This window comes from Leucobacter chromiireducens, from assembly GCF_003917135.1.
In the GTDB taxonomy this organism is placed as follows: domain Bacteria; phylum Actinomycetota; class Actinomycetes; order Actinomycetales; family Microbacteriaceae; genus Leucobacter; species Leucobacter chromiireducens_A.
This window is the reverse complement of record NZ_RPDI01000025.1, coordinates 22615-39780: the sequence shown is the minus strand read 5'-3', so window position 1 is coordinate 39780 and position 17166 is coordinate 22615. Positions and strand designations below refer to the sequence as shown.

Below are 17166 nucleotides of genomic sequence, written 5' to 3'. Positions count from 1 at the left end.
GCATCGAAGACATGCCTCTCTTTTCGGTCGGACGGACGCAAGCCACCCCAGTGTACCCGCGCGGAAACTGCTGAATCGCCCGGTTCACTCGGCGTTCAGATGCGCCCCGGCCCGCCACACGGCGACGGTGAGATCCGGGGCGGCCGCTGCGATGGTGCGCAGGAGCTCGAACTCGACGCGGTCGGCGTTGCGGCGGTGCTCCTCGGCGTCGGGGCCGCCGGCGCGCGCAGCGAGGCGCGCGAGCCCGAACTCCGCGAGCCGCCCCTCCTCCTCGAGCAGCTCGTCCCGGAGGGTCAGTACGACGAAGTCGTCGATCTCGGGCACCTCCTCGACCGCGATCGCGGGATCCTGGCCGCCGCGCACGCGGCGCTCCAGGATGGTGTCGCGCTCGAGCCGCGCGTCGGCGCGCAGCTCGGCGAGCCGGGCTGCGGTCATCGGCTGCACGGCGCTACCGCGTCTTCGTTGGTGTCGGTGTCGCGCGAGCGGCGTGGCTCTGCGGGATCGGGATCCGGCGCCACGGCAGCTTCGTCGGCTCGGCGTCGAGCGACGGCAGCTGGAAGTCAAACCGCGACTTCACCGCGATGAGCACGAGCAGCAACCAGTTGCCCTCGATGAGGAGGCGGCTCTCGGTGAGCGACTGCACGAGCAGCGCGACCACGACGAGCAGCGGCCAGAGCGCGCTCGTCGCGTAGGGGAGCGCCGGGCCAAAGCCGCGCCGCGGCGGATCCACCGCGCGGAACCACACGCGCCACGTGGTCAGGAACACGAGCGGCGCAAACGCGAGCACCCCAACGATCCCGAGCTGGAACCACACATCGAGCCACGCGTTGTGCGCGCTCATGACGGGGATCCCCGCCTTCACGTCGAGCGAGGCGAACGGCTCGGCCCACGGCGCCCAGTAGCTGACCCAGCCCCACCCGAACCAGGGGCGCTGCTCGGCGAGCTCGATGACCTTGTGCCACGTCTCGAGCCGCCCGGTCATGTCGCCGCTCTTGCCGAGGAGGCCGAACACGAAGTCGCGCGCGAACAGCACCATGCCGACGGCGGCGACCAGGATCGTGGCGCCCACCGCGTAGAGCGGCACACGCCGCTCGGGGCCGAGCCGACGCGCCCAGAGCGCGAGCGCGAGCGCGACGAGCGCCGCGGCGAGCGCCACCCACACGGTCGCGCCGCGGGTGAGCAGAATGGTGGCGGCGGCGGCGAGCACCCAGAACCAGCCGGTCGTGCGACCGACCAGGCCGGCGCGCAGCTGGATCCCGAACACGATCAGGCCGAGCAGGCCGATGAAGCCGAACAGCACCGAGCTCGCGACGATGCCCTGGATCGGACCGCCGGCGAAGAGGAGATCGCGGCTCCAGTAGAGCAGCTTCGAGACCTTCTCGCCCTCCTCCGGGCGGTCGATGAAGTTCTGGAACACGGGCTCGCGCACGAACACCGACACCCAGAGCTCGAACAGGAACGAGACGCCGATGATCCAGCGGAGCGCGGTGCCGAGGGTCCGCAGCACCTCGTGCCAGGTGAGCACGAACGCGAGCACCACGGCGAGCAGCGTGGTCGCCAGCTGGGCGAGCACGCCGAGGACGGATTCGAAGCGGTACTGGGACCACGCGATCGACGCGACCGCGAGGAGCAGGAACCAGTAGAGCGGTGCGGGGAGTCGGTACCAGCGGAAGCGCTCGGGCTTCTCGCGGACGAAGATGACGACGCCGACCACGGTGAGCACCGCAGCGATGCCGAGAAAGCCCCACCAGCCAACGAGATTGCGCACGCCCGTGCTGCCGAGCGTGAGCACGAATACGCAGATTGCATACGCGCTCACGCCGAGTCTGGTCCTGCTCTCCGCCATAGTCGGTATGGTAGAGCATGGCGCGATCCTCACCGGCGGGGCGGGCTGGGAGCGACCCCGCCCGACTGCCTGGCAGGGACTGCCACCGCCGCCGATTTCACCCGTCACTGCGCGGATGGACGTCCCGAGGAGAGCCGTGCTGATCTTTATCGAGAACACCCCGCGCGCATACGCGTGGGGGTCCATCGATGCGCTCGCTGAGCTCCTCGGCACCACCCCGACGGGCGAACCGCAGGCGGAGCTCTGGCTCGGCACCCACCCGGGGAGCCCCGCGCATGTCGCGAAGGCGACGCGCGTTGGGCAGACGCTGATCGACCTGGTCGAGGGGGATCCCGATCGGTACGGGGTGTCGGGCGGCCCGCTGCCGTTCCTCATGAAGGTCCTGGCGATCGGGGCGCCGCTCTCGCTGCAGGTGCACCCGGACCGGGAGCAGGCCGCAGCGGGGTTCGCCGCGGAGGAGGCTGCCGGCATCCCCCGGGACGCGCGCGAACGCAACTACGGGGACGCGAATCACAAGCCGGAGCTGCTCGTCGCGCTGAGCGAGGTGACCGCGCTCAGCGGGTTCCGCGCTCTGAGTGCGGCCAGGCACGACCTCCGCGCGCTCGCCGCAGCGGCGCTCGCCGCGGGGGACGCGCCAGGCGCCGCGGCGCTCGAAGCGGTCGCGGCGCGCCTCGCCCCGGTGGGCGTCGAGGACGAGGGGGCGGTGCGGCGCGCGTTCCTCGCCTGGGCGTTCGCGGGGGACCCAGCGGTCGCGCGCGCGCTCGCCGCGCTGCCCGGCGCGATCCCGCACGCGGGTGACGACGTCGCCGAGGAGCGGATCACCGCGCTCGCCGCGCTGCTCGCCGCCCACCCTGGCGACGCCGGCGTGCTGGTGTCGCTCCTGCTCCACATTGTCCGGCTCGCGCCGGGCGAGGCGCTCTTCCTCCCGGCGCGCCAGCTGCACGCGTACCTCGGCGGGATCGCGGTCGAGGTGATGGCAGCCTCGGACAACGTGCTGCGCGCCGGGCTCACCGAGAAGCACGTCGACGTGGCAGAGCTGTGCCGCATCCTGGACGCCGAGGAAATCGCCGAGCCGCGCTTCCCCGCGACGCAGCTCCGGCAGGGGCTCGTCGCCTGGCGGCCAGCGGTGCCCGACTTCCAGCTGCTGCGCGCGCGGCTCTGCGACCTCGACACCGCGGACCCGATCGGGGGCCAGGGGGAGGCCGCGGCCGAGATCGAGATCCCGGCGCCGCACCCGCTCGTGGTGGTGGTGACCGCTGGCCGCGTGCGCGTTGAGCGCACCGCGACGGAGCTCGCGGAGGTCGCGACCGCCAGGCGCGGCCAGTCGCTCTACGTCTCAGCGGGGGAGCCGATCCGGCTCACCGGTGCCGGCGAGCTGTTCCTCGCGACGGTCGCCTGAGGCCGCGGCTCCCTGAGACCGGCGCGGGCGAGCCGGACGGCTCGGCCGGGTACACTGAGGTCCGTGTCGAACCCTGAAGCAACCGGCTCCGCAGCCGCAACGCCCGCCCCGCGCGGCGAGCGGCTGGGCGGCCTGGGGCGCGTGCTCATCGCCGTCTACCTGATCCTCGCGTTGGCGGCGACGTTCCGCTCGCTCTACCAGATTCTGTCGAAGTTCGACGAGGCACCGCTCGCCTACACGCTGTCGGCGGTGTCCGGCGTCGTGTACATCGTCGCGACGGTGGCGCTCATCATGGGCGTGCGCGGCCGCACCCCTGGCGCCGTGCGCGTGTGGCGCGGGATCGCGTGGGCGGCCCTCGTGTTCGAGCTGTGCGGCGTGCTCATCGTCGGCACGCTGAGCCTCACCACCCCGGAGCTGTTCGGCCACCCCTCGGTGTGGTCGAGCTACGGCAGCGGGTATCTCTTCATCCCGCTCGTGCTGCCCGTGCTCGGGCTCGTCTGGCTGCGCCGCACCGGCCGCGCAGCCGCCGCGGGCGCCGCGGCGCAGGATGGCGCGGATGACGCTGCAGCGCAGGACATCTACTGATGCGCGTCATTGAATCGCTCGCGGCGCTCCGCCCCGAGGACTTCGCGGCCGGAACTTGCGTGGCGATCGGCAAGTTCGATGGCCTGCACCTCGGCCACCAGTCAATCCTGCAGCGCCTGCGCGGCGAGGCCGCGGTCGCCGGCCAGGTGACGGTCGTGTTCACCTTCGCGAACCACCCGCTCAGCTACCTGAATCCCGAGCGCTGCCCGCAGCCGCTCATGAGCCGGGCGCAGCGCCTCGAGGCCTTCGCGGCCGCCGGCATCGACGTGTGCGTGATGGTGGACTTTGACGCGGAGTTCGCGGCGATCCCTGCGGAGTCCTTCGTCACCGATGTGCTCGTCGGGAAGCTCCACGCGCGGCACGTGATCATGGGTGCCGACTTCCGCTTCGGCCACCGCGGCGCTGGCGACGGCGCGCTGCTGCGGGCGCTGGGCGCCGAGCACGGCTTCACCGCCGAGATGGTGGCGTGGGTGGAGGACGCAGCCGCGGAGCCCGTCTCCTCGTCCGCAACGCGCGCCGCGCTGCTCGCCGGCGACGTCGCCGCGGCGACTCGGATGCTCGGGCGCCCGCCAGCGGTCCGCGGCGATGTGGTGCACGGCGACGCGCGCGGCCGCGAGATCGGGTTCCCGACCGCGAATCTGGGCGGCACCATCGAGGGGCTCGTCCCTGCCGACGGCGTGTACGCAGGCTGGGTGCTGCTCGACGGGGAGCGCAGGGTCGCCGCGATCTCGGTGGGCAACAACCCGACGTTCACGCCGAACGAGCAGTCGCGGGTCGAGGCGTTCGTGCTCGACTTCGACGCCGACCTGTACGGCCAGCGTATTGAGGTGCAGTTCGCGCACCGCCTCCGCGGCATGGTGCGCTTCGACGGGATCGAGCCGCTGCTCGTGCAGATGCGCGCGGATGTGGCGGAAACCCGGCGGCTGCTCGGGGCGTAGCACCACGGTGAGTGCTCGCGCGACATAGTGGTACGATCGAGCTACGGTCGCTTCCGTGAGTGCGCCCAGAGCCCCATGCCGCGCATGAGGTCAGGCTCGGAGACTCGCGTCCGGCCCACGTCTCGGTACGTGTTCCGAGTTCGTCCCACGCCGATCAGGAGATCCATTGGCATCCAACACTGCCACGCGTCAGTCCGCTGCGAAGAACACATCGCGGGGGTCGAACGGGTCATCGCGCTCGAACGGGCGCCGCAAGCACACGCACAATGAGGGCATCATTCCGCTACTCGCGCGCGCGGTGCGCGAGGTCGAGGCCTCGGCGCAGCGCGGCAAGGCGACGCCGGCGAACCGCACCAAGTTTCACGTCATCGCGCTGCTCATGCGCGAGGAGCGCGCCCGCATCAAGACCGAGGAGGGCGTGAGCGACGCCGAGCGCGCCGAGACCTTGAAGCGCCTTGACGGCGTCGCGGCGATCCTCGCGAAGACCGCGGCGCGCGATACGAGCCTCATCACCCTGCTCGAGCCGACGGCGCCGATCACCGAGGCGACGCGGCAGCTGAAGCGGAAGATGCTCTCGCAGGCGGGCTTTGAGCTCCCCGAGGAGGAGAAGTCGGCACCGGAGCCGGTGAAGGCGTACGTGCCGCCGGAGCTCGCGGAGCGCCAGGTCGAGCCGGCTGGCGTCGAGTCGCGCATGCTCGCGAACCCCTTCCTCGCCCCAGACCTCACGCCGCCGAAGCAGCCCACCCCCGTGGTTCGCCTCGCGAACTGGGAGCTGCTCGGGCCGCTCTTGAAGTCGTTCGAGCAGGGCGGCGGCGGCTCCGCTTGCATGCCGTTGCCAGAGCCCCCGGTGCCGGATCGCCTCGCGCCGGCCGGGCGCGAGCTCATGGACCACCAGGCGCGCTTCCTCGCGAGCGTGCGCGAGGGGCACCGCAGCTTCCTGCTCGCCGACGAGCCGGGCCTCGGCAAGACCGCGCAGTCGGTGATCGCGGCGTCGGTTGCCGACGCGTACCCGCTGCTCGTCGTCGTCCCGAACGTGGTGAAGATGAACTGGGCGCGCGAGGTGGAGCGGTGGACGCCGCAGCGCCGCGTCACCGTGATCCACGGCGACGGCCAGGACATCGACGCCTTCGCCGACGTGTTCGTGGTGAACTACGAGATCCTCGATCGCCACCTGAGCTGGATCTCGCGGTTCGGGTTCAAGGGCATGGTCGTCGACGAGGCGCACATGATCAAGAACGTGCAGTCGCAGCGCTCGCGCAACGTGCTAGCGATCGCGGAGAGCGTCCGCGAGCGCACGCCAGGCGTCTCACCGCTGCTCATCGCGCTGACGGGCACGCCGCTCATCAACGACATCGACGACTTCCGCGCGATCTGGCGCTTCCTCGGCTGGACCGACGCGGAGAAGCCGGGCCCCGAGCTCATGGCGCGGCTCGAGAACAACGGCTGGACGCCGGCCGACTCCGCGTTCTACCCCGAGGCGCGCCAGAGCGTCATCGACATGGGGATCGTGCGCCGCAGGAAAATCGACGTCGCAGCCGATCTCCCGGCGAAGCGCGTGGTCGACCTGCCCGTCGAGCTGGACGACGAGTACGGGCGCGGGATCCGCGAGGCGGAGGCGCAGCTGGCTCGGAAGCTGCTCGATCGCTTCACCGCCGTGAAGAACGGCAAGCTGGGGGAGAAGCTCAGCGACGACGCGATCATCCGCATGGTGTGTGCGCAGGAGCTCGAAGAGTCGAACGCCTCGGCCGACGGCATGAATGTGTTCACGATGGTGCGCCAGATCGGTCAGGCGAAGGCCGGCCTCGCGGCGGACTACGCGGCGCAGCTCGCGCGCTCGGTCGGCAAGGTCGTGTTCTTCGCGAAGCACATCGACGTCATGGACCGGGTGGAGGCGCAACTCGCCGAGGCCGGGCTCACGACGGTGTCGATTCGCGGCGACCAGAGCACCGCATTCCGGCAGGAGCAGATCGACGCGTTCAACAAGGACCCCGAGGTCGCCGTCGCCGTCTGCTCGCTCACCGCTGCGGGCGTCGGCGTGAACCTGCAGGCCGCATCGAACGTGGTGCTCGCGGAGCTCAGCTGGACCGACGCCGAGCAGACGCAGGCGATCGACCGCGTGCACCGGATCGGCCAGGCGGAGCCGGTCACCGCGTGGCGCATCGTCGCGGCGCAGACGATCGACGCGAAGATCGCGGAGCTCATCGACGGCAAGGCCGGCCTCGCCGCGCGCGCCCTCGACGGCGCGGAGGCGAAGGACGAGACCGAGGATTCGGTGCAGCTGCTCGCGCTGATGGGCGTGCTGCAGCGCGCGATCGCCCAGGCGTAGCCGTCGCACCCGGCGCCCGCGGCGCGAGCTGCGCGGCCAGCGGTCGCGGCCAGCGATCACGGCCAGCGGCCCACGCCCCATCACGGGGCGTGGGCCGCTGGCCGTTTTCAGCGCGCAAGTGGCGCGATCTGTGCTGTTCGGTCGATTCTCGCCACCGCTAGCATGGGGATCGCCGCGTCGCCGCGACGCTGGCGGCAATCGAGGTGAAGGGGACCCATGCGAATCGGTGTGCTGTGCTCGGGCGGCGATAGCCCGGGAATGAACGCCGCGATCCGCGGCGCCGTGCTCCGCGGCGTCGAGGTGCACGGCTTCGAGATGGTCGGCTTCATGGACGGCTGGCGCGGCTTCCACGACGGCGACACCGTGCCGCTCGACCGCCTCGCCGTGCGGGGCATCTCGCCCCTCGGCGGCGTGATGCTCGGCACGAGCCGCGTGCCCCCGTTCCCCGGCGGCGTTCCCACCCCGCACGCGCTCGCAGCGGTCCGCGCGCGGATGGCCGAGCTCGGGATCGACGGCTTCGTGCTGATCGGCGGCAACGGCACGCAGACGGTCGCGCAGATGCTGCACGACGCTGGCATCCCCGTGGTGGGGGTGCCGAAGACCATCGACAACGACCTCGGCGGCACCGACTACACCTTCGGCTTCGACACCGCGGTGTCGGTGGCCGCCGAAGCGATCGACCGCCTGCGCACCACGGGGGAGTCGCATCGCCGCTGCATGGTGCTCGAGGTGATGGGGCGCGACGCCGGCTGGATCGCCCTCCACGCTGGCATGGCGGGCGGCGCGCAGCTGATCCTGCTCCCCGAGTTTCCCGAGTCCGTCGAGCAGATCTGCGAGTGGGTGCTCAGCGTTCGCGACCGCGGGCGGTCCTCGCTCGTCGTCGTTGCCGAGGGCTTCCGGCCGGCCGGCGAGGCGGACGCGGTCACCCGTGAGGGGCTCGACGGCTTCGGCCGTCCGCGCCTCGGGGGAGTCGCCGAGGTGCTGGCACCGCGCATCGAGCAGCGCACCGGCATCGAGACGCGCGCCACCGTGCTCGGCCACGTGCAGCGCGGTGGCTCACCGACCGCGTTCGACCGGGTGCTCGCGACGCGCACCGGCATCGCAGCGGTCGACGCCGCGAACGACGGCGCGTGGGGCACGATGGCCGGGCTGCGCGGCGACCGGGTGGAGCTCGTGCCACTGGCCGACGCCGTTGGCGCGCTGAAGACCGTGCCGGCGGCACGGTACGAGGAGGCGCGCCTCAGCTTCGGCTAGGCGCGCGGTGGCGCGGGCCGGTTACAGGCCGAGCTGCGCCTTCACGTCGTTGAGCGAGGGGTTGGTCGCCGTGGTGCCGTCGGGGTAGACGACCGTTGGGACGGTCTGGTTGCCGCCGTTCGCCGCCATGACGAGCTCCGGGGTGCCAGGTGTGTTCTCGATGTCCACTTCGGTGTAGCCGATACCGGACTTGTCGAGCATCAGCTTCAGCCGCTTGCAGTAGCCGCACCACTCCGTCGAGAACATCGTGATCTCGCCAGACTCGGGGACGAAATCGCTCAGCTGTACCGTGCTCACGGTGAACCTCCTATGGATCGGCAGGAAGCCAGTGTAGCGCCGCCGATCGAGCGCCGGCTGGGTCCGGGTGAACGGCAGGTAAACGGCACGGTCCCAGCTTGACCTGTTCCGTCCAAGGTGGAAGCATGAACGTGGCGCTCGCGTGTCAAGGTACCTCGACTGAACATTTGGTGAAGTTCGGGTGACAGTGCGGGTGATCCACGGCCCATGCCCCCGAACGAAAGACGCCGGTGGAACTCACTCTCGTCGTGCTGCTGGTCATCGTACTGGCCCTCTTCTTCGACTTCACCAACGGTTTCCACGACACGGCGAACGCGATGGCAACGCCGATCGCCACGGGAGCGCTGAAGCCGAAGACCGCGGTGCTCCTCGCCGCGATCCTGAACCTCATTGGCGCGTTCCTCTCCACCGAGGTCGCAAAGACCATCTCCGGCGGCCTCATCAACGAGGGCGACGGTGGTGTACTCATCTCGCCCGCGATGATTTTCGCCGGCCTGATCGGCGCCATCGTGTGGAACCTGCTCACCTGGCTGTACGGTCTGCCATCGAGCTCATCGCACGCCCTCTTCGGCGGGCTGATTGGCGCGGCGATCGTCGGCGCTGGGTTCTCGGCCATCAACGGCGGGGTCCTCCTGTCGAAGGTGATCATCCCGGCGCTCGCCGCCCCGCTCACTGCCGGCATCGTCGCGTTCACGGCGACGAAGGTCGCCTACGCGATCACGCGCCGCCACGACGGGAAGAAGGACGGCCGCGGGCGCTTCCGCTACGCGCAGATCGCCTCGTCCTCACTCATCGCCCTCGCGCACGGCACGAATGACGCGCAGAAGACGATGGGCGTGATCACGCTCACCCTCGTCGCCGCGAACCTGCAGGATCCCGGCACCGGCCCGCACCTCTGGGTGATCGTGTCCTGCGCGCTCGCGATCGCGATCGGCACGTACTCCGGCGGCTGGCGCATCATCCGCACCCTCGGTGCCGGCCTCACCCAGGTGAAGCCAGCGCAGGGCTTCGCCGCCGAGACGAGCACCGCGGCAACGATCCTCGCTTCGACGCACCTCGGCTTCGCCCTCTCGACCACGCAGGTCGCCTCGGGCTCCGTCATCGGTTCGGGTCTCGGCCGCCGCGGTTCGAGCGTGCGCTGGCGCACCGTCGGCCGCATCGCGTCCGGCTGGCTGTTCACGCTGCCGGCGGCCGGCGCCGTCGGCGCGGTCGCCGCGCTCATCGCGCACCTCGGCATGGTCGGCATCATCATCGACGCGATCCTCGGCCTCGGCTTCATCCTTTTCATCTTCTGGCGCTCGCGCCGCAACAAGGTGGACCACTCGAACGCGATCCCGGTCCCCGATGTCGCCGAGTCCGGCTACGCCGTGCGCATCCGCAAGGGCAAGGTGAAGCCGGTGAAGACGAAGACCGGCTCGATGCCGCACCTCACCGCTGTCGCGCAGTCGGCGGTGCGCGACGACGTCGCTGCGAAGGAAGCCGAGAAGGCGCTCCGCGAGGCGGAGAAGGCCGAGGCGACGTCCCAGGCAGCCGACGCACGAACTGACGGCGACGCGAACACGGGAGAGGCGCGATAATGATCGACTGGATGGCATTCCTCATCGTCTTCGGTGCCGCGCTCGTCTCCGCCGTGTTCGTCGTCGCGCTCTACTCCTTCGGGATCCGGTTCCTCGCGACGCCGGCCCCGCCAGCGCCGCGCGCCGATGGCAGCTTCGAGCCCAACGGGCCCTCGCGCGACGACGAGGACGACGACATCGACCTCGGGCGCCCGCGCTGGGCGACCATCGCAGCGAACGTGTGCTTCGGGCTCTCGGGGCTCGCGGTGCTCGTCGGCGTATTCCTGATCATCCCCGGCCTCCACTTCTGGTAAACCCGGGGCGGCTGGGGATCCAGGCGCGCGTGCACGGCGCTGACGCGGGGTGCAGCGACGCGGAGTAGGGTGGGGCCATGGTCACCACCTCAGTCGAACGGATCCCCGGAATCGTGTCCGGCCTGCGCCACAGCTTCGGTACCGGCCACACGCGACCCGCGGCGTGGCGACGCGAGCAGCTGCGGCGGCTCAGCACCCTGCTCGTGGAGCGCGGAGCTGAGTTCGAGCGCGCGCTGCACGAGGATCTTGGCAAGTCGCCGACCGAGGCCCAGCTGACCGAGATCGGCTTCCTCCGCACGGAGATCGAGCACGCGCTCGACGAGCTCGCCGGGTGGATGAGGCCGCGCAGGGTTCCCGTGCCGCTCGCGGTGCAGCCGGCGACCGCGCGCGTGGTCCCCGAGCCGCTCGGGGTGGTGCTCATCATCGCGCCGTGGAACTACCCGCTGATGCTCGCACTCTCGCCGCTCATCGGCGCGATCGCCGCGGGCAACGCGGCCATTGTGAAGCCGAGCGAACTCGCCCCGGCCACCGCGGAGCTCCTCGCGCGTCTCCTCCCTGATGCGCTCGACCGCCGCGCCGTCGCCGTGGTCTCCGGGGGAGTTCCCGAGACGACCGCGCTGCTGCAGGAGCGCTTCGACCACATCTTCTACACCGGCAACGGCCGGGTCGGCCGCGTGGTGGCGCGCGCCGCCGCCGAGCACCTCACGCCGATCACGCTCGAGCTCGGCGGCAAGTCGCCCGTCTACATCGACGACACCGTTCCGCTCGCCGACGCCGCGCGGCGGATCGTGTGGGGCAAGTTCATGAACGCCGGGCAGACGTGCATCGCGCCCGACTACGTGCTCGGCACCGCCGAGGTGCTGCGCCGGCTCGGCCCCGCGCTCGTCGCCGCGATCCACGACCTCTACGGCACAGCGACCGCTGGCAACCCCGACTACGGGCGCATCGTCACCGACGCCCAGTTCGAGCGGCTCGTCTCCTACCTCGGCGACGGCGAGATCCTCACCGGCGGCGAGCATGACGCGGCATCGCGCTGGATCGCCCCCACCGTGCTGGGCGGCGTCGCGCGGGAGGCGCAGGTGATGCGTGACGAGATCTTCGGCCCGATTCTGCCGCTCGTCGAGGTGGCCGGGCTCGATGACGCGCTCGCGTTCGTGACCGCGCGCGACAAGCCGCTCGCCGCATACGTGTTCAGCGACGACCGCGCGGTGCGCGGCCGCTGGGAGCGAGAGACCAGCTCGGGCGCACTGAACTTCGGCACCCCAGCGCTCCACCTCGTCGCTCCCGAGCTCCCCTTCGGCGGGGTGGGCGAGAGCGGCATGGGCGCCTACCACGGTGAACGCTCGTTCCTCGTGTTCAGCCACGAGAAGGCCGTGCTCTCGAAGCCGCTGCGCCCGGAGACGCTCGCCGCGACCATCATGCCGCCGTTCACCCGCGCCAAGGAGGCGCTCGCGCGTGGCCCCCTCCAGAAACTGCTGTAGCGGGAGCCGGGGCAGCATGCACCCGACGCGCATACACCGATCGCTAGGATTGTGCCGTGGACGAGCGTAAAGACGAGCTGGGCGTTGACGAGAGCGGCAACGCTGCCTCCGAGCTGCCGCTCGGGATCCGGGTCGCGGCCGCCTGGTCGTGGCGGCTGATCATCATCGCCCTCGCGCTCGCGGGGTTCCTGTGGCTGATCGTGCAGGTGCGGATCATCGTGATCCCGATCCTGATCGCGATCCTGCTGACCGCGCTCCTCGCGCCGGTGGTGCAGTGGTTCGTGCGCCGCGGCGCACCGCACTGGATGGGGGTGGTCGCCGCGCTCACGCTCTTCGTCGCATCGGTGTGGATCCTCATCAACCTCATCATCACCCAGCTGCGCAGTGGGCTGGGCGACCTCTCCAGCCGCTCGGAAGAGGTGTGGTGGGAGGTGCTGCACTGGATCGAGGAGAACAAGCTCGGGATCACGGCCGAGCAGCTGCAGGGCTTCACCGAGCAGATCTTCAAGACGGTGCAGGAGCACCAGACCGAGATCCTGAACGGCGCCCTCGGCATCGCGACCTCGGCCGGGCAGTTCGTCACCGGCGCGCTGCTCACCGTGTTCTCGCTGATCTTCCTGCTCATCGACGGGAAGCGCATCTGGTTCTGGGTGCTCGGCTTCCTGCCGGCCCGCGCGCACGCGCCCGTCGACGCGGCCGGCCGCGCCGGCTGGGTGTCGGTCGGCCAGTACGTTCGCGTGCAGATCTTCGTCGCGTTCGTCGACGCCGTCGGCATCGGCGTTGGTGCGGCGCTGCTCGGCGTGCCGCTCCCGATCCCGATCGCGGTGCTCGTCTTCCTCGGCTCCTTCATCCCGTTCCTCGGCGCGATCACCACCGGCCTCCTCGCCGCGTTCATCGCGCTCGTCTACAACGGGCCCATCAACGCGCTCCTCATGCTCGGCGTCGTGATCCTCGTCAACCAGATCGAGGGCCACGTGCTCCAGCCGCTCGTGATGGGCAACGCCGTGAAGGTGCACCCGCTCGGCGTCGTGCTCGCGGTCTCCACGGGTGCGCTCATCGCCGGCATCCCCGGCGCGCTCTTCGCGGTGCCGCTCGCCGCGGCGGCGAACTCGATCGTCAACACGCTCGTGAAGCGCGAGTGGACCCGGGGCACCGACCCGGTCGCCGCGTACCACAAGCGCGAACGGACCCACCAGCAGGCGAAGCATCGCGCGCGAACCGTCGCCAAACTGAATCGCAAGGAAGGCCTCACATGACTCAGACCACCACGGTACCGACCCTGGAGCAGTTCACCGGAGCGCTCGATGTGGTGCACCGGGTGACGCGGCGCACGCCGCTCGAGTCGTCACGCTTCCTCGCGGAGATTCTCGGGGTGCCGCGCGTGTACCTGAAGTGCGAGAACCTGCAGCGCACCGGCGCGTACAAGCTCCGCGGGGCGTACAACCGTCTGACGCAGCTCAGCGAGGAGGAGCGCGCACGCGGCGTGGTCGCCGCCTCCGCGGGCAACCACGCGCAGGGCGTCGCGTTCGCGGCACGCGAGCTCGGGATCACGGCAACGATCTTCATGCCGCTCGGCGTCGCGCTGCCGAAGCTGCAGGCCACCCGCAACTACGGGGCGAACGTGCAGCTCGTCGGGGCGACGTTCGACGAGACGAACCAGGCCGCGCAGGACTTCGTGCGCGAGAGCGGCGCGACGTTCATCCCCCCGTTTGACGACGCGGCCGTCATCGAGGGGCAGGGCACGATCGCGCTCGAGATACTCGACGCTGCGCCCGAGATCGAGAACATCGTTGTGCCCATCGGCGGCGGCGGGCTGATCGCCGGCGTCGGCGTCGCCGCGAAGCAGTGGGCCGCCGCGCAGGGGCGCGAGATCCGCATCATCGGTGTGCAGGCGGAGAACGCAGCACCGTACCCGGTCTCGCTCGCCGCGGGCGAACCCGTCACGATTCAGACGAAGTCGACCATCGCGGACGGCATCGCGGTGGCGCGCCCCGGCGTCCGCAACTTCGATCTCGTGCGCGACTTTGTCGACGAGGTTGTGACGGTCAGCGACGACGACATCGCGCGCGCGATCGTCATGCTGCTCGAGCGGGCGAAGCTCGTCGTCGAGCCGGCTGGCGCGGCCGGCGTCGCCGCGATGCTCACGGGGCAGCTGCAGCTCTCCGGGCCGACCGCGACGATCCTTTCCGGCGGCAACATCGACCCGCTGCTGCTGCAGCGCGTCATCGGGCACGGCCTCGCGGCCGCCGCGCGCTACACGAAGCTGCGGATCCTGCTCCCCGATGTGCCCGGCCAGTTGGTGCGGACGGCGTCGATTGTGGCGGAGCAGAACGCGAACGTCATCGAGGTGATCCACACGCGTCACGCCACGGAGCTGCCGGTCAGCGAGGTGGAGCTTGAGCTGCACATTGAGACGCGCGGTGCGGATCATGGCGAGCAGGTGGCGCAGGCGCTCCGCGATGCGGGCTACCAGGTGCGGGTGGGCGAGCGCTACTAGGGCCCCGCGCCACCACTCTCACTTTGTGAGAGTTTGAGCCGGTATCCCCCGGCCAATGCGGCCCGGACCCCAACTTCGTTTCGGTGGCGGCGGGGTCGCGGGACCGCTCGCCCAACTCGGGGCGAGTCTGGGTCACTTCGGCGCCGCGATACCGGCTCAAAGTCGCTCCGAAGTGGGGACACCCGGCCCCCGCCTACTCGGGGAGCGGGGCGCCAGCCTGGGCCGCGAACGCCCGGATCGCGCGCCGCGCGTCGGACACCGTGATGCTGCCGCCCGCGACGATATGTAGGCCGTAAGCGTCCTCAAGTGCAACAAAATTCATCGCCGTGTCAGCGAGCTCCCCGGTCAGCGCGAACTCGCCCGCCGCCGCCCCCTCCGCGAGGATCTCGGTGTAGAGCTGCAGCTGCTCCCCGTAGAGCCGCTGCACGAGCTCGTCGTGCAGCGGTGACTTGCCCGCGAGCACGTCGAACTCGTAGAGCAGGCGCATGAGCGCGTCGTCCGGCCCGCTCGGCAGGCCGGCATCGATCGCCGCGGCGAGCTTCCCCGCGGGGGAGTCGTGCCGGGCGACGAGGGCGGCACGCTCCGTGCCCACCCGTGCCATGCCGGCGGCGTGCGCCTCGACCAGGATCGCGTCGAGGTCGTCGTAGTAGTAGAGCAGCGCACCGCGGGTCACCCCGGCCTGGTTGGCGACGTCCGTGAGCGAGAGGTTCCTCAGTCCGTGCTCGGCGGCGGCGGCGAGCGCCGCGTCGACGACCTCGATGCGGCGCTGCTTCTGGGTGCTCGGTCGTGCCATAGCTGCCAGTATGCCAGGCCGGCCACCACGCGCGGGCCGTCGCACCCAGTTATTTGACAAATGAGTAAATTAATTTACTCTTGAGTTAAATAACTCGGGAGCGCACCGCAGGCGCGCCCGCCGTCACGAACTCCAGGAGCAGACATGGCCGTCGACACTCTCTACACGGGCGGGCGCATCCGCACCTTCGATCCGGCGCAGCCGTGGGCCGAGGCACTCGGCGTCACCGGCACCACGATCAGCTACGTCGGATCGGCGGCGGACGCCCCGAGCGCCCGCCGCACCGTGCAGCTCGAGGGCCGCCTCGTCACCCCGGGCGTCGCCGACACGCACAATCACCTGCTGCTCGGCTTCGACGACCTCGCGGTGAGCCTCGACCAGGTGCAGAGCCTCGACGTCGTGCGATCCCGCATTGCCGAGTTCGCGGAGACGCACCCCGAGCTCGACTGGGTCTGCGCAGAGAACGCGCTCTACTCGGTCGTCGAAGGCCGCCGCCCCAACGCGGATGATCTCGTCGGCGTGACCGACAAGCCCGTGTTCATCACCACCTACGATCAGCACTCGGTGTGGCTGAACCGCCCGGCGCTCGCGAAGCTCGGCATCCTAAACGGCGGCGACATCGCGTGGGGCAACCCCGAGATCGACGCGACCACGGGCGAGCCGACGGGCTGGGTCACGGACTTCTACACGAGCGCGATGACCATCGCCGGCCTGGCCGAGCTGCAGCGCGACATCCCCATGTACTCGCCGGATCGCCGCTACCGCAAGATCACGAACAGCCTGGAGATGGCCGCGAGCGTCGGCATCACGACGGTCGTCGAGCCGCAGGTGCCGCTCGCCGAGCTCGACCTGTTCGCGCGCGCCGAGCGCGAGGGCAAGCTGACCTCCCGCACGATCGCCGCGATCTACCACCCGGTGGGCGCCGACGGCGACTTCCGCGCGCGCATCACCGAGGCGATCCGCGAGACCCCGCAGCACGAGCGCTTCTCGCTCGGCCCGGTGAAGCTCTACGCCGACGACGTGATCGAGCCGCACACCGCCGCGATGCTGCAGGACTACGCGAACCGCCCGGGTCACCGGGGCCACCCGAGCCTCGCGCCCACCGAGTTCACGAAGCTCTTCGTCGAGCTCGATCGCCTCGGCTACCAGGTGCACACCCACGCCACGGGCGACTGGGGCATCCAGCTCACGCTCGACTCGATCGAGGCCGCCCAGCGCGCGAACGGCGTCCGCGACACCCGCCACGGCATCGTGCACGTCGAGTGCCTCGCGCCCGAGGACCTGCCGCGATTCCGCGAGCTCGGCGTGGTCGCCGCCATGCAGCCCCGCCACGCGTCCCCCGACCTCGTCGCCGGCACCTGGATGGAGAACGTCGGCGAGGCGCGCTGGGATCGCGCGTGGCGATTCAAGTCGATGATCGACTCGGGCGCGCGCGTCACCTTCTCGAGCGACTGGCAGGTGGGGGAGATGGATCCCCTGGTCGGCCTGTACAGCGCGATGACCCGCGCGCGCCTTGACGGCTCGGACGGCTGGACCGCGGGCGAGCGGCTCGATCTGGATCGCGCCTTGCGCGCGTACACCACGGGCGGCGCCGAGGCGTTCCACCGAGAGGACACCGTCGGCACCCTGCGCGTCGGCATGCTCGCCGACCTCGTGGTGTGGTCGGGGGATCTCTACGCGATGGATCCCGCCGAACTGCTCGAGCAGCGCGCGGATCTCACCGTCGTCGGCGGCACCGCGATCCACGACGTGCACGGCGAGCAGGGCGGGGCTGCCGCGGCCGCGCGCAGCCAGGATCCCGGTGGTGCCGGGCAGTCCTGCGGGGAGCCGGCGGGCGACCACGACCACCACGACGGCCACACGCACGCACACTAGGAAAG

Annotated in this window: 15 protein-coding genes; 11 read left to right on the top strand and 4 right to left on the bottom strand. The window is 70.8% G+C overall.

Annotated features, from left to right (window positions below; all coding sequences use genetic code 11):
* Positions 1 to 84: 84 nt before the first annotated feature.
* Positions 85 to 435 carry a hypothetical protein gene (locus tag EGM46_RS11595; RefSeq protein WP_125100310.1) on the bottom strand — a complete coding sequence of 117 codons (351 nt, stop codon included), beginning with the start codon at positions 433 to 435 and terminating at the stop codon, positions 85 to 87.
* Positions 436 to 448: 13 nt separating this feature from the next.
* Complete coding sequence (locus EGM46_RS11590) at positions 449 to 1819, bottom strand: O-antigen ligase family protein (RefSeq protein ID WP_241156305.1); 1371 nt, start codon at positions 1817 to 1819, stop codon at positions 449 to 451.
* Between the two features lie 163 nt (positions 1820 to 1982).
* Between EGM46_RS11590 and manA the strand changes: the two genes are divergently transcribed.
* From manA to EGM46_RS11565, 5 genes are all read left to right on the top strand, one after another.
* Positions 1983 to 3245, top strand: a complete 1263-nt coding sequence (manA, locus tag EGM46_RS11585) for a mannose-6-phosphate isomerase, class I (protein ID WP_125100304.1) — start codon at positions 1983 to 1985, stop codon at positions 3243 to 3245.
* Between the two features lie 63 nt (positions 3246 to 3308).
* The gene (locus EGM46_RS11580) at positions 3309 to 3830 is read left to right on the top strand and encodes a hypothetical protein (protein ID WP_125100303.1); all 522 of its coding nucleotides are present in this window, start codon (positions 3309 to 3311) and stop codon (positions 3828 to 3830) included.
* Entirely contained in the window at positions 3830 to 4768 is a 939-nt protein-coding gene (locus EGM46_RS11575; protein WP_125100302.1) for a bifunctional riboflavin kinase/FAD synthetase, read from the top strand. Before EGM46_RS11580 ends, EGM46_RS11575 begins: the two co-directional genes overlap by 1 nt.
* A gap of 166 nt (positions 4769 to 4934) precedes the next feature.
* Positions 4935 to 7094 (top strand): DEAD/DEAH box helicase, encoded by a 2160-nt coding sequence (locus tag EGM46_RS11570; protein WP_206427564.1) that lies wholly within the window; start codon positions 4935 to 4937, stop codon positions 7092 to 7094.
* A gap of 216 nt (positions 7095 to 7310) precedes the next feature.
* Positions 7311 to 8348, top strand: a complete 1038-nt coding sequence (locus EGM46_RS11565; RefSeq protein ID WP_125100301.1) for a 6-phosphofructokinase — start codon at positions 7311 to 7313, stop codon at positions 8346 to 8348.
* Positions 8349 to 8369: 21 nt separating this feature from the next.
* Here the strand turns inward: EGM46_RS11565 and EGM46_RS11560 are convergent, their stop codons facing one another.
* Positions 8370 to 8594: a glutaredoxin domain-containing protein gene (locus EGM46_RS11560; RefSeq protein ID WP_125100308.1), complete on the bottom strand. Its 225-nt coding sequence runs from the start codon at positions 8592 to 8594 to the stop codon at positions 8370 to 8372.
* A gap of 281 nt (positions 8595 to 8875) precedes the next feature.
* Here EGM46_RS11560 and EGM46_RS11555 point away from each other — a divergent pair, with 281 nt between their 5' ends.
* From EGM46_RS11555 to ilvA, 5 genes are all read left to right on the top strand, one after another.
* Entirely contained in the window at positions 8876 to 10222 is a 1347-nt protein-coding gene (locus EGM46_RS11555) for an inorganic phosphate transporter (RefSeq protein ID WP_125100300.1), read from the top strand.
* On the top strand, positions 10222 to 10515 hold the full coding sequence (locus EGM46_RS11550) for a hypothetical protein (protein ID WP_125100299.1): 294 nt from the start codon (positions 10222 to 10224) through the stop codon (positions 10513 to 10515). The genes EGM46_RS11555 and EGM46_RS11550 overlap by 1 nt, the downstream gene beginning before the upstream one ends.
* Positions 10516 to 10592: 77 nt before the next feature.
* Positions 10593 to 11996, top strand: coding sequence for an aldehyde dehydrogenase family protein (locus tag EGM46_RS11545; protein WP_125100298.1), 1404 nt, complete (start codon positions 10593 to 10595; stop codon positions 11994 to 11996).
* Positions 11997 to 12052: 56 nt separating this feature from the next.
* A complete protein-coding gene (locus EGM46_RS11540; RefSeq protein ID WP_125100297.1) occupies positions 12053 to 13252 on the top strand; it encodes an AI-2E family transporter in 1200 nt (399 codons plus the stop codon).
* The gene (ilvA, locus tag EGM46_RS11535; RefSeq protein ID WP_125100296.1) at positions 13249 to 14493 is read left to right on the top strand and encodes a threonine ammonia-lyase; all 1245 of its coding nucleotides are present in this window, start codon (positions 13249 to 13251) and stop codon (positions 14491 to 14493) included. Before EGM46_RS11540 ends, ilvA begins: the two co-directional genes overlap by 4 nt.
* Positions 14494 to 14686: 193 nt before the next feature.
* Here the strand turns inward: ilvA and EGM46_RS11530 are convergent, their stop codons facing one another.
* The gene (locus tag EGM46_RS11530) at positions 14687 to 15286 is read right to left on the bottom strand and encodes a TetR/AcrR family transcriptional regulator (RefSeq protein WP_125100295.1); all 600 of its coding nucleotides are present in this window, start codon (positions 15284 to 15286) and stop codon (positions 14687 to 14689) included.
* Positions 15287 to 15430: 144 nt separating this feature from the next.
* On the opposite strand from EGM46_RS11530, the gene EGM46_RS11525 reads away from it, so the two are divergent.
* Positions 15431 to 17161 carry an amidohydrolase gene (locus tag EGM46_RS11525; protein WP_125100294.1) on the top strand — a complete coding sequence of 577 codons (1731 nt, stop codon included), beginning with the start codon at positions 15431 to 15433 and terminating at the stop codon, positions 17159 to 17161.
* Positions 17162 to 17166: the final 5 nt, after the last annotated feature.

Coding starts and splice junctions, on each gene's coding strand:
- EGM46_RS11595 (WP_125100310.1), bottom strand. CDS start 435: ATGACCGCAGCCCGGCTCGCCGAGCTGCGCGCCGACGCGCGGCTCGAG.
- EGM46_RS11575 (WP_125100302.1), top strand. CDS start 3,830: ATGCGCGTCATTGAATCGCTCGCGGCGCTCCGCCCCGAGGACTTCGCG.
- EGM46_RS11565 (WP_125100301.1), top strand. CDS start 7,311: ATGCGAATCGGTGTGCTGTGCTCGGGCGGCGATAGCCCGGGAATGAAC.
- EGM46_RS11560 (WP_125100308.1), bottom strand. CDS start 8,594: ATGTTCTCGACGGAGTGGTGCGGCTACTGCAAGCGGCTGAAGCTGATG.
- EGM46_RS11550 (WP_125100299.1), top strand. CDS start 10,222: ATGATCGACTGGATGGCATTCCTCATCGTCTTCGGTGCCGCGCTCGTC.
- EGM46_RS11545 (WP_125100298.1), top strand. CDS start 10,593: ATGGTCACCACCTCAGTCGAACGGATCCCCGGAATCGTGTCCGGCCTG.
- ilvA (WP_125100296.1), top strand. CDS start 13,249: ATGACTCAGACCACCACGGTACCGACCCTGGAGCAGTTCACCGGAGCG.
- EGM46_RS11530 (WP_125100295.1), bottom strand. CDS start 15,286: ATGGCACGACCGAGCACCCAGAAGCAGCGCCGCATCGAGGTCGTCGAC.
- EGM46_RS11525 (WP_125100294.1), top strand. CDS start 15,431: ATGGCCGTCGACACTCTCTACACGGGCGGGCGCATCCGCACCTTCGAT.